Consider the following 14,294-nt stretch of genomic DNA (forward strand, 5'->3'; position numbering starts at 1 on the left):
GGTCATAGGCAAATCGACGTGAGAATAAAGAATGAAAAAGGCAAAACCGAATGGAGTTCGCAATGCGTGAGTGGTTGACCATTATTATTATCCTACTCATCCTAGTTGTGGTGTTGGATGGGTTGCGTCGTATGCGACAAGCCCGGCGTGCTGAGATCAAGATGTCGCGCAGTGTTCACAATCAGCAGCATGATGAAAAACCATCAGAAGCCGGGGGCAAACCCTTTGGCAGTGAGTTGCCGTCGGGTGGCGCTCGTGTGGTAGAGCAGCGTGATGGCACAGAGGCGGAAAAGCTCAATCAATCTATTAAAGCGGCTTACAGTGCCAGTCGTACCACCAGCAGTTATCGTATCCCTGAGCAGGTGACCCTTAATTTGGAAGAATCGGTGCCCATGCTGATGGACTCTGTCGCTGAGAGTCAAGGTGGTCGCACTGAACCCACTTTGGACGATGCCAAGGTGGGTGAGCCTTTAGCAGAAGAAACGTTTTTGGCTGCAGGGGCAGATGTCTCTGTAGTAACTCCGGATCTCGATTCAACACTCACCAATAGCGAGCCTGAGAACGCTCATTCCTCAATCTCTCATCCTTCAACCTCTCAGGTGGCGCAAGAGGAATTTACAGACCCGGATGAAGTCTTAGTCATCAATGTGATGGCGCCTAAAGGGACTTTTTTCGAGGGGCCAGCTTTACTGGATGTGGTTTTGGAGTGTGGTATGCGCTTTGGTGATATGAGTATTTTTCATCGTCACCAAGATGTCGAAGGCAAAGGGCCGATGTTATTCAGCATGGCCAATATTGTTATGCCGGGTACCTTTAATCTGCCGGAGATTGGCAGCTTCAAAACACCGGGCGTCAGTTTATTTTTAGCGCTTCCTGTGCCAGGTAAAAGTTTAGAAGCGTTTGAGCTGATGTATGACTCGGCACAGTTGTTGGTTTCGGAGTTGGGCGGTGAATTAAAAGACGAAAACCGCAGTGTGATGACCCAGCAAACGGTTGAACATTATCGACAGCGCATTGTTGATTACGAGCGTAAACGTCGTCTTTCGAAAACGTAACGTGCTTTTATCGAACCCTCTTAGCCAAGGCTAGTCAAGTTTGATTGTCAGATCGTTGGTTAGGGGGGTTCTCTTGTGAAACTGCAAGAGTAGCTTTCTATTTTACCCCTTTCTAGTTTCTGCTTTTCAACGGATTTTCATGACAACATCTACCCCACAACAGCGCATCGAGCAGCTGCGTCAGACTTTAGATCATCATAACTATCGATATTATGTACTGGATGATCCCATCATTCCTGATGCCGATTACGACAAGCTCATGCGTGAGCTACAAAGTCTTGAGGTAACACATCCGGATTTAATTACGATGGACTCGCCAACGCAGCGCGTTGGTGCCAAGCCCCTTGATGGCTTTGACGCAGTAGTCCATCAGCTCGCTATGTTGTCGTTGGACAATGCTTTTGATGATCAGGAGCTTAATGATTTCGATAACCGTGTGCGCGAACGCCTTAATGCGGTCGACACATTGGAATATGCCTGCGAGCCAAAACTGGATGGGATTGCCATTAGTTTGATCTACGAGAATGGACGGTTGGTATTGGGGGCAACACGAGGGGATGGTGTGAATGGTGAAGATATCACCAGTAATGTTCGAACAATTCCTTCTGTTCCATTGCGGTTACAAGGCACTGATTTTCCTGAAGTGTTAGAGGTTCGTGGTGAAATATACATGCCGAAAGCGGGTTTTGAGTCATTGAACGCCCGAGCCCGTGAGGCGGGTGAAAAAACCTTTGCCAATCCCAGAAATGCGGCAGCGGGCAGTCTTCGGCAATTGGATCCGAGCATCACAAAGACGCGGCCATTACAGCTCTGTGCTTACAGTATGGGCCGTGTGGAGGGTGCGGAATTACCAGATCGTCATACCGATGTATTGCGACAGTTGAACGCTTGGGGATTTCGGATTAACCCTCATATGGATGAGGTGCAAGGCATTGAGGCGTGCATGGCATATTACCGCAAATTAAGTGGGCTTCGCGATTCGCTTCCTTATGATATTGATGGGATTGTCTTTAAGGTCAACAGTCGAGCGATTCAAGAGCGGTTGGGCTTTGTGGCTCGGGCGCCCCGTTGGGCTATTGCCTATAAATTTCCGGCTCAAGAGCAGTTGACGGAACTTTTGGATGTTGAATTTCAAGTTGGTCGCACGGGAGCCATTACCCCGGTAGCACGCTTAAAGCCAGTGGAAGTGGCGGGCGTCACGGTTTCAAACGCCACACTGCATAACCGTGATGAAATAGAGCGTTTAGGGGTGAAAGTGGGTGACCGAGTGATGGTGCGCAGGGCAGGGGATGTTATTCCCCAGATCGTTTCGGTGGTATTGGAACAGCGCCCAGAGACCGTTGAGGAGATTGTGTTTCCGACGCGTTGCCCGGTATGTGAGTCTCCGATAGAGACAATACCGGGGGAAGCGGTTGCTCGATGTACTGGGGGGCTGGTTTGTGGTGCTCAAGTTAAGGAGGCGATTAAGCACTTTGCTTCTCGTAAAGCCATGGATATTGATGGTCTTGGCGATAAGCTCGTCGAGCAATTGGTGGATGCCGAACTTATCGATTCTGTAGAGGGCTTATACCGTTTAAGTGCGGAACAAGTGGCTAAATTAGAACGTATGGGCCCTAAATCGGCAGAAAATTTGATCACCGCTTTGGAAAAAAGCAAGCAGACTACCCAAGAACGTTTTATTTACGCTCTGGGTATTAGAGAAGTGGGGGAGGCCACAGCCCGTAACTTGGTGCAGCATTTCCGCACCTTGGAGGCGATTCAGTCAGCGGATGAAGAATCATTAATGGCAGTGGATGATGTGGGGCCTGTTGTGGCCCATTTTGTAGCGGAATGGTTTGCACAGAGCCATAACCAGAACGTAGTTCAAGCGTTGAGGGAGGTGGGCGTTCAGTGGCAAGACGAGTCTGAATTAACGGTGGAATCCGCCATGCCGCTTGCAGGAAGAACCTTTGTTATCTCCGGCTCTCTTGAGGCTTTTTCTCGTGATGAGGCCAAAGATAAGCTTCAGAAACTCGGCGCAAAAGTGTCGGGCAGTGTTTCCAAAAAAACGGATCACTTGGTCGCTGGCCCAGGAGCAGGTTCGAAATTGACCAAGGCGCAGTCATTGGAGGTGGATGTGATGGATGAGGTGGCTTTGTTGGCACTGCTTTCTGAATATGGCGAATAGCTCGGGGTGAATAACTCAATAAATAACAGTCAATATGCGTAAGTATTGGCTGGCGATAAATCAGGCCATTCATTATGGGGGTTGAATGAAGTCTCTGGTATTACTGTTCTTGATGGTGAGTATGCTGGGTTGTGTGTCTACACCACCAAAGCACTTGGATAACCTCTGTCATATTTTCGATGAAAAAGACGATTGGTATGACGATGCAAAAGATGCCAGTAAACGTTGGGGTTCACCGATTCCGACTATGATGGCCATTATGCATCAAGAGTCTCGTTTTGTGGCAAAAGCGAAACCACCGAGAACCAAAATTTTATGGATCTTTCCTGGCCCTCGAAAAAGCGATGCTTATGGGTATGCACAAGTTAAAGACAGCACATGGGATTGGTACCGAAAGTCCAGCGGTCATGGTTGGGCCGATCGGGATGATTTTGACGATGCCATTGATTTTATTGGGTGGTATAACCACATCAGTGGTAGGAAGAGTCGCATTGCGCCGTCGGATACCTATCGCTTATACCTGGCATACCACGAAGGCCATGGAGGCTATAACCGTGGTTCGTATAAGAAGAAACGATGGTTAACGGATGTAGCGAAAAAGGTGTCTGCTAGAGCGAGTCGCTATAAACAACAATTGGCAGGTTGTCAGAAGCGTTTAGAGAGTGGATGGTGGTTCTTTTAACGCTCTTTGAGCGGAATATGACCTGACAAGCTGTTAAGTAGTTCTCTGAAAACGAGTTGCATGACTTGCAAAAAAGAAATAAAAACAGTGTTTTTTAAAAAACTATGTTGTTAGGGGAAGAAAGCACCTATCTTCAGTAGTAAAAATCCACCTGTGTAAACGCATTGTTAATTGTTATTGTAATGAGAGTAATCTATGGAACACGAATCCATTGTCTATGGGTGTATTAAAGATTCTGTAGCACTGATGGGCAATAGAGAGCGTCGAATGGTAAATCGTAATGCCATGATGGCACTGCCTAAAGCAGACGAATGGCCCTACCTGGCACAAGAAATGTTTTCGATTCCAACAGTAGAGCAAGTTTTTCCAAATTACCAAACTGAGGTGATTCATTTCGGCGCGTCCTACAAGGGGGTTGAGTATGAATGGGATCAATGGCTTGCTCAATTTGAAAAACTGTTGAGTTCTATGTTTTGGGTGTCTGCCACTGTGCATTTGGAAACGCTGTTGTCTGGCACTCATACCTTTACTTGGGAAACCTCTGATAGTTTTCATACCCCCGGTTCTTCCGATATTCAAGTGCATTGTGAATGGTCTAGAGAGGATTTGTTTTAACCGTTTCCAGTCGATGCTTATATTTTCCTTATGCTCTTTTCCTATGGACGCCGCAGTGCTAGCTAATCCTTGTGGTTAGTATTGCGATGGCATCCTGTTTATCGGGTGGCCATAAAATTATCGGGTGACCATAAAAAATCTTCTCTATCATCATGTCTTTATTTTTTGATTTTTCAGGAAAGGCCTGTGCGACGAATCGGTAGTAGGTCGAATCGTTGATTTGTTGTATGGTGTGTGCCACATAAAATGAAACAGGCTAGGATGAAAAGTATGTTGTTTAAAAAAGCGCGCTCACGGCGTTCGAGTATTCTCGTCAGCTTTGTGGCCGGGCTTGGGTTTATCGGCCTGGCTGTCTATGGCTGGGGAATGCCGATTGAAAAAGTGGGTAGCTTTGCACTGATTAGCCTTCTACTACTTCTGGGGTTAGTTTTGCTGGGTGGATGTGGTGCCATGATGTTGATAGGAATACGGAAAATATTTGGCCCAAAGGATTTATAAATACAATAAGAACCGCATATTGAGTGCGTTGACCTATTATGGGCCTTAGTGCGTAAGTTTTTATAGCTTCATGCGCTTAGTAAAGGCTCAGGTCGTTTATTTTCAATATTAATCTCCAACCACTTGTGTAATCACGAGGTACAAGGGGGCAACCCCCATGGTTTTTTGATGACAGTAGATACCACTAGCGTTCCGAGCGAATACGCTCGTTCCTTGATTCAATCCGCTCAGGCACACGGTTGTGATGTTGAGCAACTGCTCGCTGATTTAGATATTGAGCCGGAAGAGATCGAAAACCGGCTTCATTTCTCTGCCATCAAATACGGCAAACTCTACCAGCGGGTCATGTTGCTGACCCAGGATGAGTGTTTTGGTATGTTCAGCGGAGGTCAGGTGAAGCTTGGCTCATTCCGTCTTATGTGTTTGACCGTACTGCATTGTCGTAATTTACGTGAATCCATATTGAGAAGTGGCTCTTTTGCGGATATTTGCCGAGGCTTTAAAGTCAAAGCGCATCTCGCGGAAGATGACTACATTGCTCGTGTCAAGATGGGCCCCATTCATGGGCTAGCGCACAACGAGTTTGATTCCATGCTTTCCGAGGGCAATCCGCATCAAATCCGCACTTCTTTAGCGGTGTGGCACCGTTTCAATTGTTGGTTGATTGGACAGGAAATTCCCTTGGAATTATTAAGTTTTACCTTTTCTTGCCCAGAGGATTTCAAAGTTCTCGCAGAAAGCTACCCCGCACAGCTGAAATTTAATCAACCTTTTAATGGTTTTGAATTTCCCGCCCGCTTTTTGGATTACCCGGTTGTACAGAATCAAGAAACACTCATGGATTTTTTGCGTTCTGCACCCTATCACCTTGTGATCAGTGACAGTCTCAAAAGCAGCATAAAAGCGAAAGTACGGGCTATATTATCTAAGGATGTCAGTGAAAATATGCCGACTGCGGAAGAGGTGGCTTCAAGGCTCAATTTATCGGTTACGACATTACGTCGCCATCTTCAAAATGAAGGGACGTCTTATCAGAAATTGAAAGACGAATGTCGAATGGAGGCGGCTTTCCATTATCTCAGTTGCCCAGATTTTACCAACACGACCATCGCTGAGCGCCTGGGATTTGATGAGAGCAGCGCTTTCTTTCGTGCTTTTAAGAAGTGGACGGGGGTCACTCCCGGTGAATATCGCAAGCAACTCACCAACCGATAGACGAATTCCCTGTCACCAAGAAGTCCCATTCTGCGTTATTGGCGTAATAATACACGGCCCATTCTAAATAAAAATCGGGTTCCGAAAGGGGTCAGGATTCTGCCAGTTTAATGGTTGATTTTGCCATTGAGGGCTTACAGCGATTTAGCGATCCTGATATGAAAATCGGATCATACTAACTACTAGAGGTTCTCAAGAACATGAGTGAATACAAAGCACCACTGCGCGATATTCAATTCGCTTTATTTGAATTGAATGAGTACGAGGCTCATTGCGCCACATTACCTGGCAGTGAAGACGCGACGCCCGATGTGGTCAGCGCCATTATTGAAGAATCCGCTAAGTTCTGTGAGAACGTTGTAGGCCCGTTGAATCGAGTTGGAGATCAGGAAGGGTGTCAATGGAATGACGGTGAAGTGACCACACCCTCTGGCTTCAAAGAAGCTTATCAACAGTACGTGGAAGCCGGTTGGCCCTCCATGACCCATGACCCGGAATACGGCGGTCAGGGCTTACCTCATTCCTTAGGAACCGTATTAAGCGAGTTATTGGGTTCTGCTAACTGGTCTTGGGGAATGTACCCAGGTTTATCTCATGGTTGTATGTGTACTTTGCATGAGCACGGTACGGAAGAACAAAAGCAGACCTATTTGACCAAACTGGTAGAAGGCACTTGGACTGGCACCATGTGTTTAACCGAGCCTCATTGCGGAACTGACTTGGGCATGTTGCGTACCAAGGCAGAGCCTAATGCAGATGGTTCATACAGTATCAGCGGTACCAAGATTTTCATCTCTGCCGGTGAGCATGACATGTCTGAGAACATCATTCATATTGTATTGGCACGCCTCCCAGACGCACCTCAAGGTACTAAAGGTATTTCTCTGTTTATCGTGCCAAAAATGAATGTTGATAGCGATGGCAATATCCTTGACCGCAACGATGTGAAGTGTGGCTCGATCGAGCACAAAATGGGTATCCATGGAAATGCCACTTGTGTCATGAACTTTGATGGGGCAAAAGGGTATTTGATTGGGCCTCCTAACAAAGGCTTGTCTTGCATGTTCACTTTCATGAACACAGCTCGTTTGGGTACGGCTTTACAAGGTTTGGCGCACGCTGAAGTGGGCTTCCAAAAATCATTGGAATACACTCGTGAGCGTTTACAAATGCGTTCTCTTTCTGGCGTTAAAAACCCAGAAGGTCCCGCAGACCCAATCATTGTTCACCCTGATGTTCGTCGTATGCTATTGACTCAAAAAGCCTTCTCTGAAGGTGGTCGTATGATGACGTATTTCATTGCCAAACAAGTGGATTTGGTTGAAAAAGCAGAAGACGAAGAGGCTCGCAAATCGGCCGATGATTTATTGGGCTTCTTAACACCCATTGCTAAGGCGTTCTTGACAGAAACGGGCTTTGAATCCGCTAACCTGGGATTACAGTGCTACGGTGGTCATGGTTTTATTGCCGAGTGGGGTCTTGAGCAAAATGTGCGCGACGCTCGTATTTCTACTCTTTATGAAGGTACAACGGGTATTCAGGCTTTAGATCTGTTGGGCCGTAAAGTATTGGGTTCACAGGGTGAGCTACTGAAACGCTTTACTAAAATTGTTCACAAATTCTGCCAGTCTCATGCGGATAACGAAGCCATGGCGCCTTATGTAGCCAAGCTTCAAGAAATCAACAAAGAGTGGGGTGACCTCACTATGCATGTTGGTATGGCCGCAATGGAAAATGCCGATGAAGTTGGTGCAGCGGCAGTGGATTACCTAATGTATTCAGGTTATGCATCTTTGGCGTACTTCTGGGCGGCAGCGGCTGCATTGTCTCAAGAGAAGTTGGCAGCGGGAACTTCAGAGAAAGACTTCTATGAGTCGAAAATCAAAACAGCGAAATTCTACTTTGATCGTTTGTTACCTCGCACAGCAAGCCTTGTTGTGACGATAAAATCCGGTGCGAGTAATCTTATGGAATTGGACGCGGAACACTTTGCTTTTTAAGCAATCTGTGTGTCTATATCATGAGTGATCTTAGTGATTTGTTTGCAAATCTCACAGAGCGGCTCGATTTGAGCCGCTCTGCGCGTTTACATGAAGTGATTCAATTTGTCTTCCCTGATGCTGGCGATTATTTCGTTGAAATCAGTGGCGGCGCCGCAAAGGTTGCTCAAGGCAACCACTCAAAGCCATCCCTCATATTGACCATGGATCAAGATACGTTTATTGGTATTATGAATGGAAAGTTTGGAGGTATGCAGGCGTTCATGTTTGGAAAAGTTCGAGCAGAAGGCAATGTGAAACTAGCGACGCAGCTAGGGGAGTTATTTCCTCCACCCTCTAACCCATGATTTTTCAGTAATATTAAGAATGGTCGGATGGGTGTGAGCTGTTTAGGAATAGGTTCTGAGCTAAATTATCTATGAAGCTAGACTTCTTGGTCACTTTTTTGAGTCATTAAAAGGCTCGAATTTATTTCTTTTGAGGTGCGATAATTACGTCACTTTTTTGTAATATTAGCAGGGGAAAGCCTGTTATTATTATCGGTCTTGCTACAATAAAAAATCATCCATAAATAACAATAAATGCTGTGACGGCATATGTTTGGGGGAAAGCCCTGTGAATTACGAAAGATCTGTCGTTGATGTCTTCAATGAGACGAATCAAAAATATCAAAATAATCCTGCGTTTACTTGCATGGGCAGGACTTTATCTTTCAAAGATATTGATGCGTTAAGCGCAAAATTTGCCAGTTACCTACAAAATCATACTTCCTTGGAGCCGGGAGATCGTATCGCGGTTCAACTACCAAATTTACTTCAGTACCCCGTTGTTGTTTTCGGTGCAATGCGTGCTGGAATGACCATCGTTAATACCAATCCCTTGTATACACCGCGTGAATTAGAGCATCAACTGAAGGATTCTGGTGCGAAAGCATTGGTGGTGTTGTCTAATATTGCTACGGCTGCGGCTGAAGTAATCAGTAAAACACCGGTAAAGCACGTTATTGTTACGAATATTGCTGACTTACATACGCCTGTTAAGCGGTTATTGATTAATTCAGTTGTCAAATATGTAAAAAAAATGGTGCCAGAGTTTTCTTTCCCAAATCAAATCGCCTTTACCAAAGCGATTAAGCTTGGGGAGCAGAAAGCCTATCAGCCAGTAACGGTGAATCATGAGGATATTGCCGTATTACAATACACTGGTGGTACGACAGGTGTTGCTAAAGGGGCAATGTTATTGCACAGCAATTTAGTGGCCAATATGGAACAGGTGCGTGAGCATTTAGGGGATGCTTTTAGAGAGGCCGAAGAGCTGTATGTTTGTCCTTTGCCGCTTTACCATATTTATGCTTTCACCATCCATTGCATGTGTTTGTATAGTCGAGGTAATGAAAGTTTATTGATTCCTAATCCTCGCGATATTCCTGCCTTTGTTAAGGAATTAAAAGGAAAAAGCATAACCGGATTTGTGGGCCTTAATACTTTATTTAATGCGTTGTGCCATAACGAAGACTTTAAACAATTGGACTTTTCTTCATTGCGCACCACTTCTTCTGGTGGCATGGCCTTAACCAATGAGGTGGCGACACGCTGGGAGAAAGTTGCTGGTATTCGTCCTGCCGAAGGGTATGGTCTAACGGAAACATCGCCGGTTGTTTGTGCGAATAAGCCCTCAGAGATTTGCCCTGGGAGTGTGGGAACGCCTGTACCAGGAACTGAAATTAAAACCATTGATGAGAATGGAGCAGAAACCGAATTGGGTGCTCCTGGTGAGCTTTGTGTCCGTGGCCCACAAGTCATGAAGGGGTATTGGAAGCGCCCAGAAGCTACTGCAGAAGTGATTGATGAACAAGGCTGGTTTAAAACCGGGGATGTGGCGACGATTGATGAAAAGCATTTTGTTCGTATCGTAGATCGTAAAAAGGATATGATTATTGTCTCCGGTTTTAATGTGTATCCTAATGAAGTTGAGGATGTGATTTCTTCTCACCCTAAAGTGCTTGAGGCTGCAGCGATCGGTGTTCCTGATGCTAAAAGTGGTGAGGCGGTAAAAGTCTTTGTGGTGAAAGAAGAAGACAGTTTGACGGATAAAGATGTGATTGATTATTGTCGAGAAAGGCTTACTGCTTATAAAGTTCCACGAATGATTGAATTTCGAGATGACTTGCCTAAGTCCAATGTAGGTAAAGTTCTGCGTAAAGAGTTAAGAAAATAGTACTTTCCAATTTTGTTTTTATAAAACCCTTAAGGTGTTTTAAACCCTTAAGGGTTTTTTTATGGGAAATTACTTAATTTATACCAATAGGTGTATTTTCTCGCTGTTTTCGTCATCCCTTTCTGTGTGCTCATTATCCACTGATGCTTTTATGTATTGTGTTCGAATAGATACGAATTGAGTGTGAGGTATGGCAGAATTGGACATAAATCCAAGCTTATTTATGGCTTTTCTATTCAACGATCAACAGAAAAAATTATGTCAAAAGCACTGGTTCTTTCCGGGGGGGGCGCACGAGCCGCCTATCAAGTAGGGGTATTGTCTGCTGTTAACGATATACTCTCTCAGAAATCCGGCCCGAACCCTTTTCCTATTATTTGTGGTACGTCTGCTGGGGCAATTAATGCATTGGCACTGGCTTCCCATGCGGGAAGTTTTCGGGAAGCGGTGGATGATGTCATCGATATCTGGGGAAATCTTTCCATGGATAAGGTGATACGTACGGGATGGAAAGATATAACCGGCGGCTTTACCCGCGTGGGTAAATCATTTTTTAATCAAGGCGTTGGAGCAAAGCAGCCACTAGCATTATTGAATAATGAACCGCTGAAAGTGCTACTGGAAGAGCACATCAATTTTCAAAATATCAATCAAGCGATTAGTAATGGTTATCTTCGGGCCGTTGCTATAACGGCGATGGCTTATAGCAGCGGTGAGTCTGTGAGTTTTTTTCAGGGGGCTTGTGAGCTGAAAGAGTGGCGTCGATTTCATCGTGTTGGCCGGAAGTCTGAGTTAACAATGCAACACCTGATGGCATCGGCGGCAATTCCCTGGATTTTTCCAACTGTGAAAATAGATAAAGAATATTATGGGGATGGGGCAATTCGGCAATTATCGCCTTTGAGTACCGCATTACACCTTGGGGCAAAGAAAATATTTGTTATTGGTGTAGGCAGTAATCGCAACCCTGCCCACTGGGGGAAGAAGAAAGTAGTTCGTCATAGTCCCTCGTTGGGGCAAATCTTTGGGCATCTGTTGAACAGCGCTTTTATTGACTCTCTAGATGGGGACTTGGAGCATCTTGAGCTCATTAATCGTTTACTTGAAATGATTCCTGAAGATGAGGAAAAACAGAGTCTAGGGCTGAGAAAGGTCGATACTTTGGTTATTTCTCCCTCTAAAGAATTGGATAAAATTGCAGGCCGTAACGTGAGATATTTGCCTAAAAGTTTACGTTTATTGATGCGTACAACCGGCGCTACTGCTCGTAGTGGTGGGGCGGCAGCTGCCAGCTACCTTTTATTTGTGAACCATTTTTGCAATGAGTTGATTGAGCTGGGTTATCAGGACGCGATGTGGGAGAGGGAGTCTATCGAATCATTCTTTGAAACAGACTAACTTTTCAGTACAGAAGTAAGGTCACTATTCCAGATGACTTAGTCGATTGGCGACCCAAGACTTCCATTCTGCGACATCCGTACCATCGCTCTCTAGGACTTCAAGACCAACTTCATAGTGTGAATTTTGAAGTAGAGCGGTACACCACTTTACTTCAGCAACTAATTTCAGCCGTTGGCTGGATTCTCTAGATTGAACCACAATTTGCAATAACCGCCCTTGGCTCAGAGGCTCTTTGGTGGTCGCTCTTAGGCCATTGGCTGAAATATCAATGCTTTCAGTAATACTGATTCTTGCGGGGTCTTTTCCGTCGTAACTGGCTGAAGTTAGTTCGAGATAGACAGTTTCTGTAGCATCAATGCGCATTTCCGAGCGCTTTTCCGCATTGTGATGATGGTTAGACGTTATCATGGCCATTCGCTTGCGAGTTCCAGTTTCTTAAGTGAGAGGGTATAAGAATTATAGGTTTATGTCATATTTTTTCGAATACCACGGACAATTTTTTCCAGTTGATGCTCAAAGTGCTCTCCTGTATTAATGATTCTTGATTGCTTTGTGGCCAGTAAGCGTGAAAATTCATCAATGTTGAGTTCGCGTGTTTTTTGCCCAAGCTCATTACAAAAAAGATATTTATCAGAAGAGCGAACAATTAGACTGAGCTTTTCAATACTTGTCATGCCGCTTTCAAAGGTAAATTCCACCCATGCACCCAACTGAAGCTTTAAAATAATCATTTTAACGGGTTTTAAATTGTCTTCCGATACTTCCGTGGGCAGAAATTTTCGAGACCGTCTGCGTTGTTCTAGTTTTTCTGCTTCTTGTTTCGCTTTCTCCTGTGAAAGACGGATGTATTCGGCTTTTTTCTTTTCCTGTTGTCGTTTTTCCTCATACTTTTCTTGGTATTGCTGTGTACGTTTAATCAATATAGAGAGAATTTGTGTCACGCTTTGTTGGTAAAAGCACACTGAATCCATAATGGGGGCAAGTGCGCCGCTGGCCACCGCAATGTGTGCTTCTTCTGGGTTGAGCTGAAGGGCAATTTTTCCATAGTAATCAGAGAAGTAAGTGGTGCCAAAATCACCGTCAATATGAGCAATTTTCAATGCTGTTGAAGGCCCCGTATTGTTATTATTTCTAAACCAGCGGTTAACTTTCAATGACGCTAGGATGTGATCTGAAGTGGTATCAACTTTTAATCCACTATGGGGGTTTTTTTGCAATGTGAATGGCTCAAAGCTCACAACATTCGGGATTTCTTCTGTTCTTATTCTTTGAGCGATTAGTGCGGATAAGAGTTCCAAATAATGTTGGTGTGTTGTGTAATCGCTAAATCCATTTAATAAGTCGGGTGTGATGAATTCTAATAGTTGGGGGCCTTGCTCATAGAGACGAGATTGAATTTTTAGCCGCTGTTTTTTATCGACATCTGGGCCGGGGAACACCCAGGCCAAGGGGGCTAAAAATTGCTGCCATGTTCGCCATGCGGAAGAGGACTCGCCTTCGTTCATCAATAGATAATTTAGTGCAGGTGGTAAGGTTTCTCGAAGATAACTGGCTATTTCTTCTGGTAAATACGCATTTTCAAATAAGTTGTTCAGTGTACTGAACACCACATGCTGCATGTGCGCGAATTTTTCTTGGTGAAGATGGCTGGTAAGTTGCCTTTGCTCCGATGCGGTTTGACGTTTTGTCGCTGTCGCATTAATGGAAGCCATTTTTTCCAAAATATTGGCTAGGGGGGGAGGCTGTAGGTCCTTGAGTGTACGGATGATACTGTCGAGGGTGTCTTGCAGTTGTCGACCGGTTCTTCCCGGAGCCGGGTGCCAGATAGCGCATTGCCAATAGACGTATTTTAATAACTCTGAAAGGTGGCTGGTGGTATCGGTTAATGACTCGGCATCTATCAAGCGACTGGTTTGGAGAGCAGCGACAAAATCGTTGAGGGTTGAGTGTAAATCATCATGAAATTGGTGCTTGGCTAGTACTCTCCGAAGGATTTCTTGACACAATGTCGCGTGCAGTTTTTTTTGATCCGAGGGTGGGAGTTGTTTGGTAATTTGATTAAAGTCGTTGAAGAGTTGCTTTTCATTGGTGTCGCTTAAAGTATGCCGGGAGGTTTGCATAAAATCGTTGATATATCTGTTGAGTTTGTCTCTCGTTGATGTAGATTGGCGTATTCCCGCAGCAACAATGCAATTGTAATGTACGCATTCCTAACGAGTATCACTATTGTTCTACTATGTTTTTGTTCTACTATGTTTTGTACCGTATTTTAGATCAGTGTAGCTTATTAAGAAGAAAAAGCGTTATATCAGGCTCTGGAGAGTTTGGCTGACTCTGTGGCATAATCCGGCTTCTCTGCTGTTGAAAATTATACGACGGCAGAGCCATTTCATTCTTGCAGAGCAAGTGCCTGCAAATCAAACATCTGTCATGTGGCTCTTGGT

12 protein-coding genes are annotated in these 14,294 nt (G+C 44.9%); 10 read left to right on the top strand and 2 right to left on the bottom strand.

From position 1 onward, the window contains the following. Positions 1-62: 62 nt before the first annotated feature. From zipA to LU351_RS10425, 10 genes are all read left to right on the top strand, one after another. Positions 63-1,055 (top strand): cell division protein ZipA, encoded by a 993-nt coding sequence (gene zipA / locus LU351_RS10380; RefSeq protein ID WP_232594004.1) that lies wholly within the window; start codon positions 63-65, stop codon positions 1,053-1,055. Positions 1,056-1,194: 139 nt separating this feature from the next. Continuing rightward, complete coding sequence (gene ligA, locus LU351_RS10385) at positions 1,195-3,222, top strand: NAD-dependent DNA ligase LigA (RefSeq protein WP_232594005.1); 2,028 nt, start codon at positions 1,195-1,197, stop codon at positions 3,220-3,222. Between the two features lie 85 nt (positions 3,223-3,307). Next, positions 3,308-3,904: a transglycosylase SLT domain-containing protein gene (locus LU351_RS10390; RefSeq protein WP_232594006.1), complete on the top strand. Its 597-nt coding sequence runs from the start codon at positions 3,308-3,310 to the stop codon at positions 3,902-3,904. Between the two features lie 195 nt (positions 3,905-4,099). Further along, positions 4,100-4,519 carry a hypothetical protein gene (locus tag LU351_RS10395; RefSeq protein ID WP_232594007.1) on the top strand — a complete coding sequence of 140 codons (420 nt, stop codon included), beginning with the start codon at positions 4,100-4,102 and terminating at the stop codon, positions 4,517-4,519. Between the two features lie 270 nt (positions 4,520-4,789). Further along, positions 4,790-5,017 carry a hypothetical protein gene (locus LU351_RS10400; protein WP_232594008.1) on the top strand — a complete coding sequence of 76 codons (228 nt, stop codon included), beginning with the start codon at positions 4,790-4,792 and terminating at the stop codon, positions 5,015-5,017. Between the two features lie 168 nt (positions 5,018-5,185). Continuing rightward, positions 5,186-6,232, top strand: a complete 1,047-nt coding sequence (locus LU351_RS10405) for an AraC family transcriptional regulator (RefSeq protein ID WP_232594009.1) — start codon at positions 5,186-5,188, stop codon at positions 6,230-6,232. Between the two features lie 200 nt (positions 6,233-6,432). Continuing rightward, positions 6,433-8,232 (top strand): acyl-CoA dehydrogenase C-terminal domain-containing protein, encoded by a 1,800-nt coding sequence (locus LU351_RS10410; RefSeq protein ID WP_232594010.1) that lies wholly within the window; start codon positions 6,433-6,435, stop codon positions 8,230-8,232. 20 nt (positions 8,233-8,252) lie between these two features. Continuing rightward, entirely contained in the window at positions 8,253-8,579 is a 327-nt protein-coding gene (locus LU351_RS10415) for an SCP2 sterol-binding domain-containing protein (RefSeq protein WP_232594011.1), read from the top strand. A 268-nt stretch (positions 8,580-8,847) separates the two neighbouring features. Continuing rightward, on the top strand, positions 8,848-10,449 hold the full coding sequence (locus tag LU351_RS10420; protein ID WP_232594012.1) for an AMP-binding protein: 1,602 nt from the start codon (positions 8,848-8,850) through the stop codon (positions 10,447-10,449). Positions 10,450-10,707: 258 nt separating this feature from the next. Further along, a complete protein-coding gene (locus tag LU351_RS10425; protein WP_269783425.1) occupies positions 10,708-11,847 on the top strand; it encodes a patatin-like phospholipase family protein in 1,140 nt (379 codons plus the stop codon). Positions 11,848-11,871: 24 nt separating this feature from the next. Here the strand turns inward: LU351_RS10425 and LU351_RS10430 are convergent, their stop codons facing one another. Then, entirely contained in the window at positions 11,872-12,258 is a 387-nt protein-coding gene (locus LU351_RS10430; protein WP_232594013.1) for a PilZ domain-containing protein, read from the bottom strand. A gap of 56 nt (positions 12,259-12,314) precedes the next feature. Then, complete coding sequence (locus LU351_RS10435) at positions 12,315-13,970, bottom strand: DUF1631 family protein (RefSeq protein WP_232594014.1); 1,656 nt, start codon at positions 13,968-13,970, stop codon at positions 12,315-12,317. Positions 13,971-14,294 lie beyond the last annotated feature (324 nt).

The sequence above is a fragment of the Marinibactrum halimedae genome (genome assembly GCF_021234875.1).
Taxonomy (GTDB): Bacteria; Pseudomonadota; Gammaproteobacteria; order Pseudomonadales; family Cellvibrionaceae; genus Marinibactrum; species Marinibactrum halimedae.

Bases quoted from the DNA above. Each gene is read 5' to 3' on its own strand.
- zipA (WP_232594004.1), top strand. From the start codon at position 63: ATGCGTGAGTGGTTGACCATTATTATTATCCTACTCATCCTAGTTGTG.
- ligA (WP_232594005.1), top strand. From the start codon at position 1,195: ATGACAACATCTACCCCACAACAGCGCATCGAGCAGCTGCGTCAGACT.
- LU351_RS10390 (WP_232594006.1), top strand. From the start codon at position 3,308: ATGAAGTCTCTGGTATTACTGTTCTTGATGGTGAGTATGCTGGGTTGT.
- LU351_RS10395 (WP_232594007.1), top strand. From the start codon at position 4,100: ATGGAACACGAATCCATTGTCTATGGGTGTATTAAAGATTCTGTAGCA.
- LU351_RS10400 (WP_232594008.1), top strand. From the start codon at position 4,790: ATGTTGTTTAAAAAAGCGCGCTCACGGCGTTCGAGTATTCTCGTCAGC.
- LU351_RS10405 (WP_232594009.1), top strand. From the start codon at position 5,186: ATGACAGTAGATACCACTAGCGTTCCGAGCGAATACGCTCGTTCCTTG.
- LU351_RS10410 (WP_232594010.1), top strand. From the start codon at position 6,433: ATGAGTGAATACAAAGCACCACTGCGCGATATTCAATTCGCTTTATTT.
- LU351_RS10415 (WP_232594011.1), top strand. From the start codon at position 8,253: ATGAGTGATCTTAGTGATTTGTTTGCAAATCTCACAGAGCGGCTCGAT.
- LU351_RS10425 (WP_269783425.1), top strand. From the start codon at position 10,708: ATGTCAAAAGCACTGGTTCTTTCCGGGGGGGGCGCACGAGCCGCCTAT.
- LU351_RS10430 (WP_232594013.1), bottom strand. From the start codon at position 12,258: ATGATAACGTCTAACCATCATCACAATGCGGAAAAGCGCTCGGAAATG.
- LU351_RS10435 (WP_232594014.1), bottom strand. From the start codon at position 13,970: ATGCAAACCTCCCGGCATACTTTAAGCGACACCAATGAAAAGCAACTC.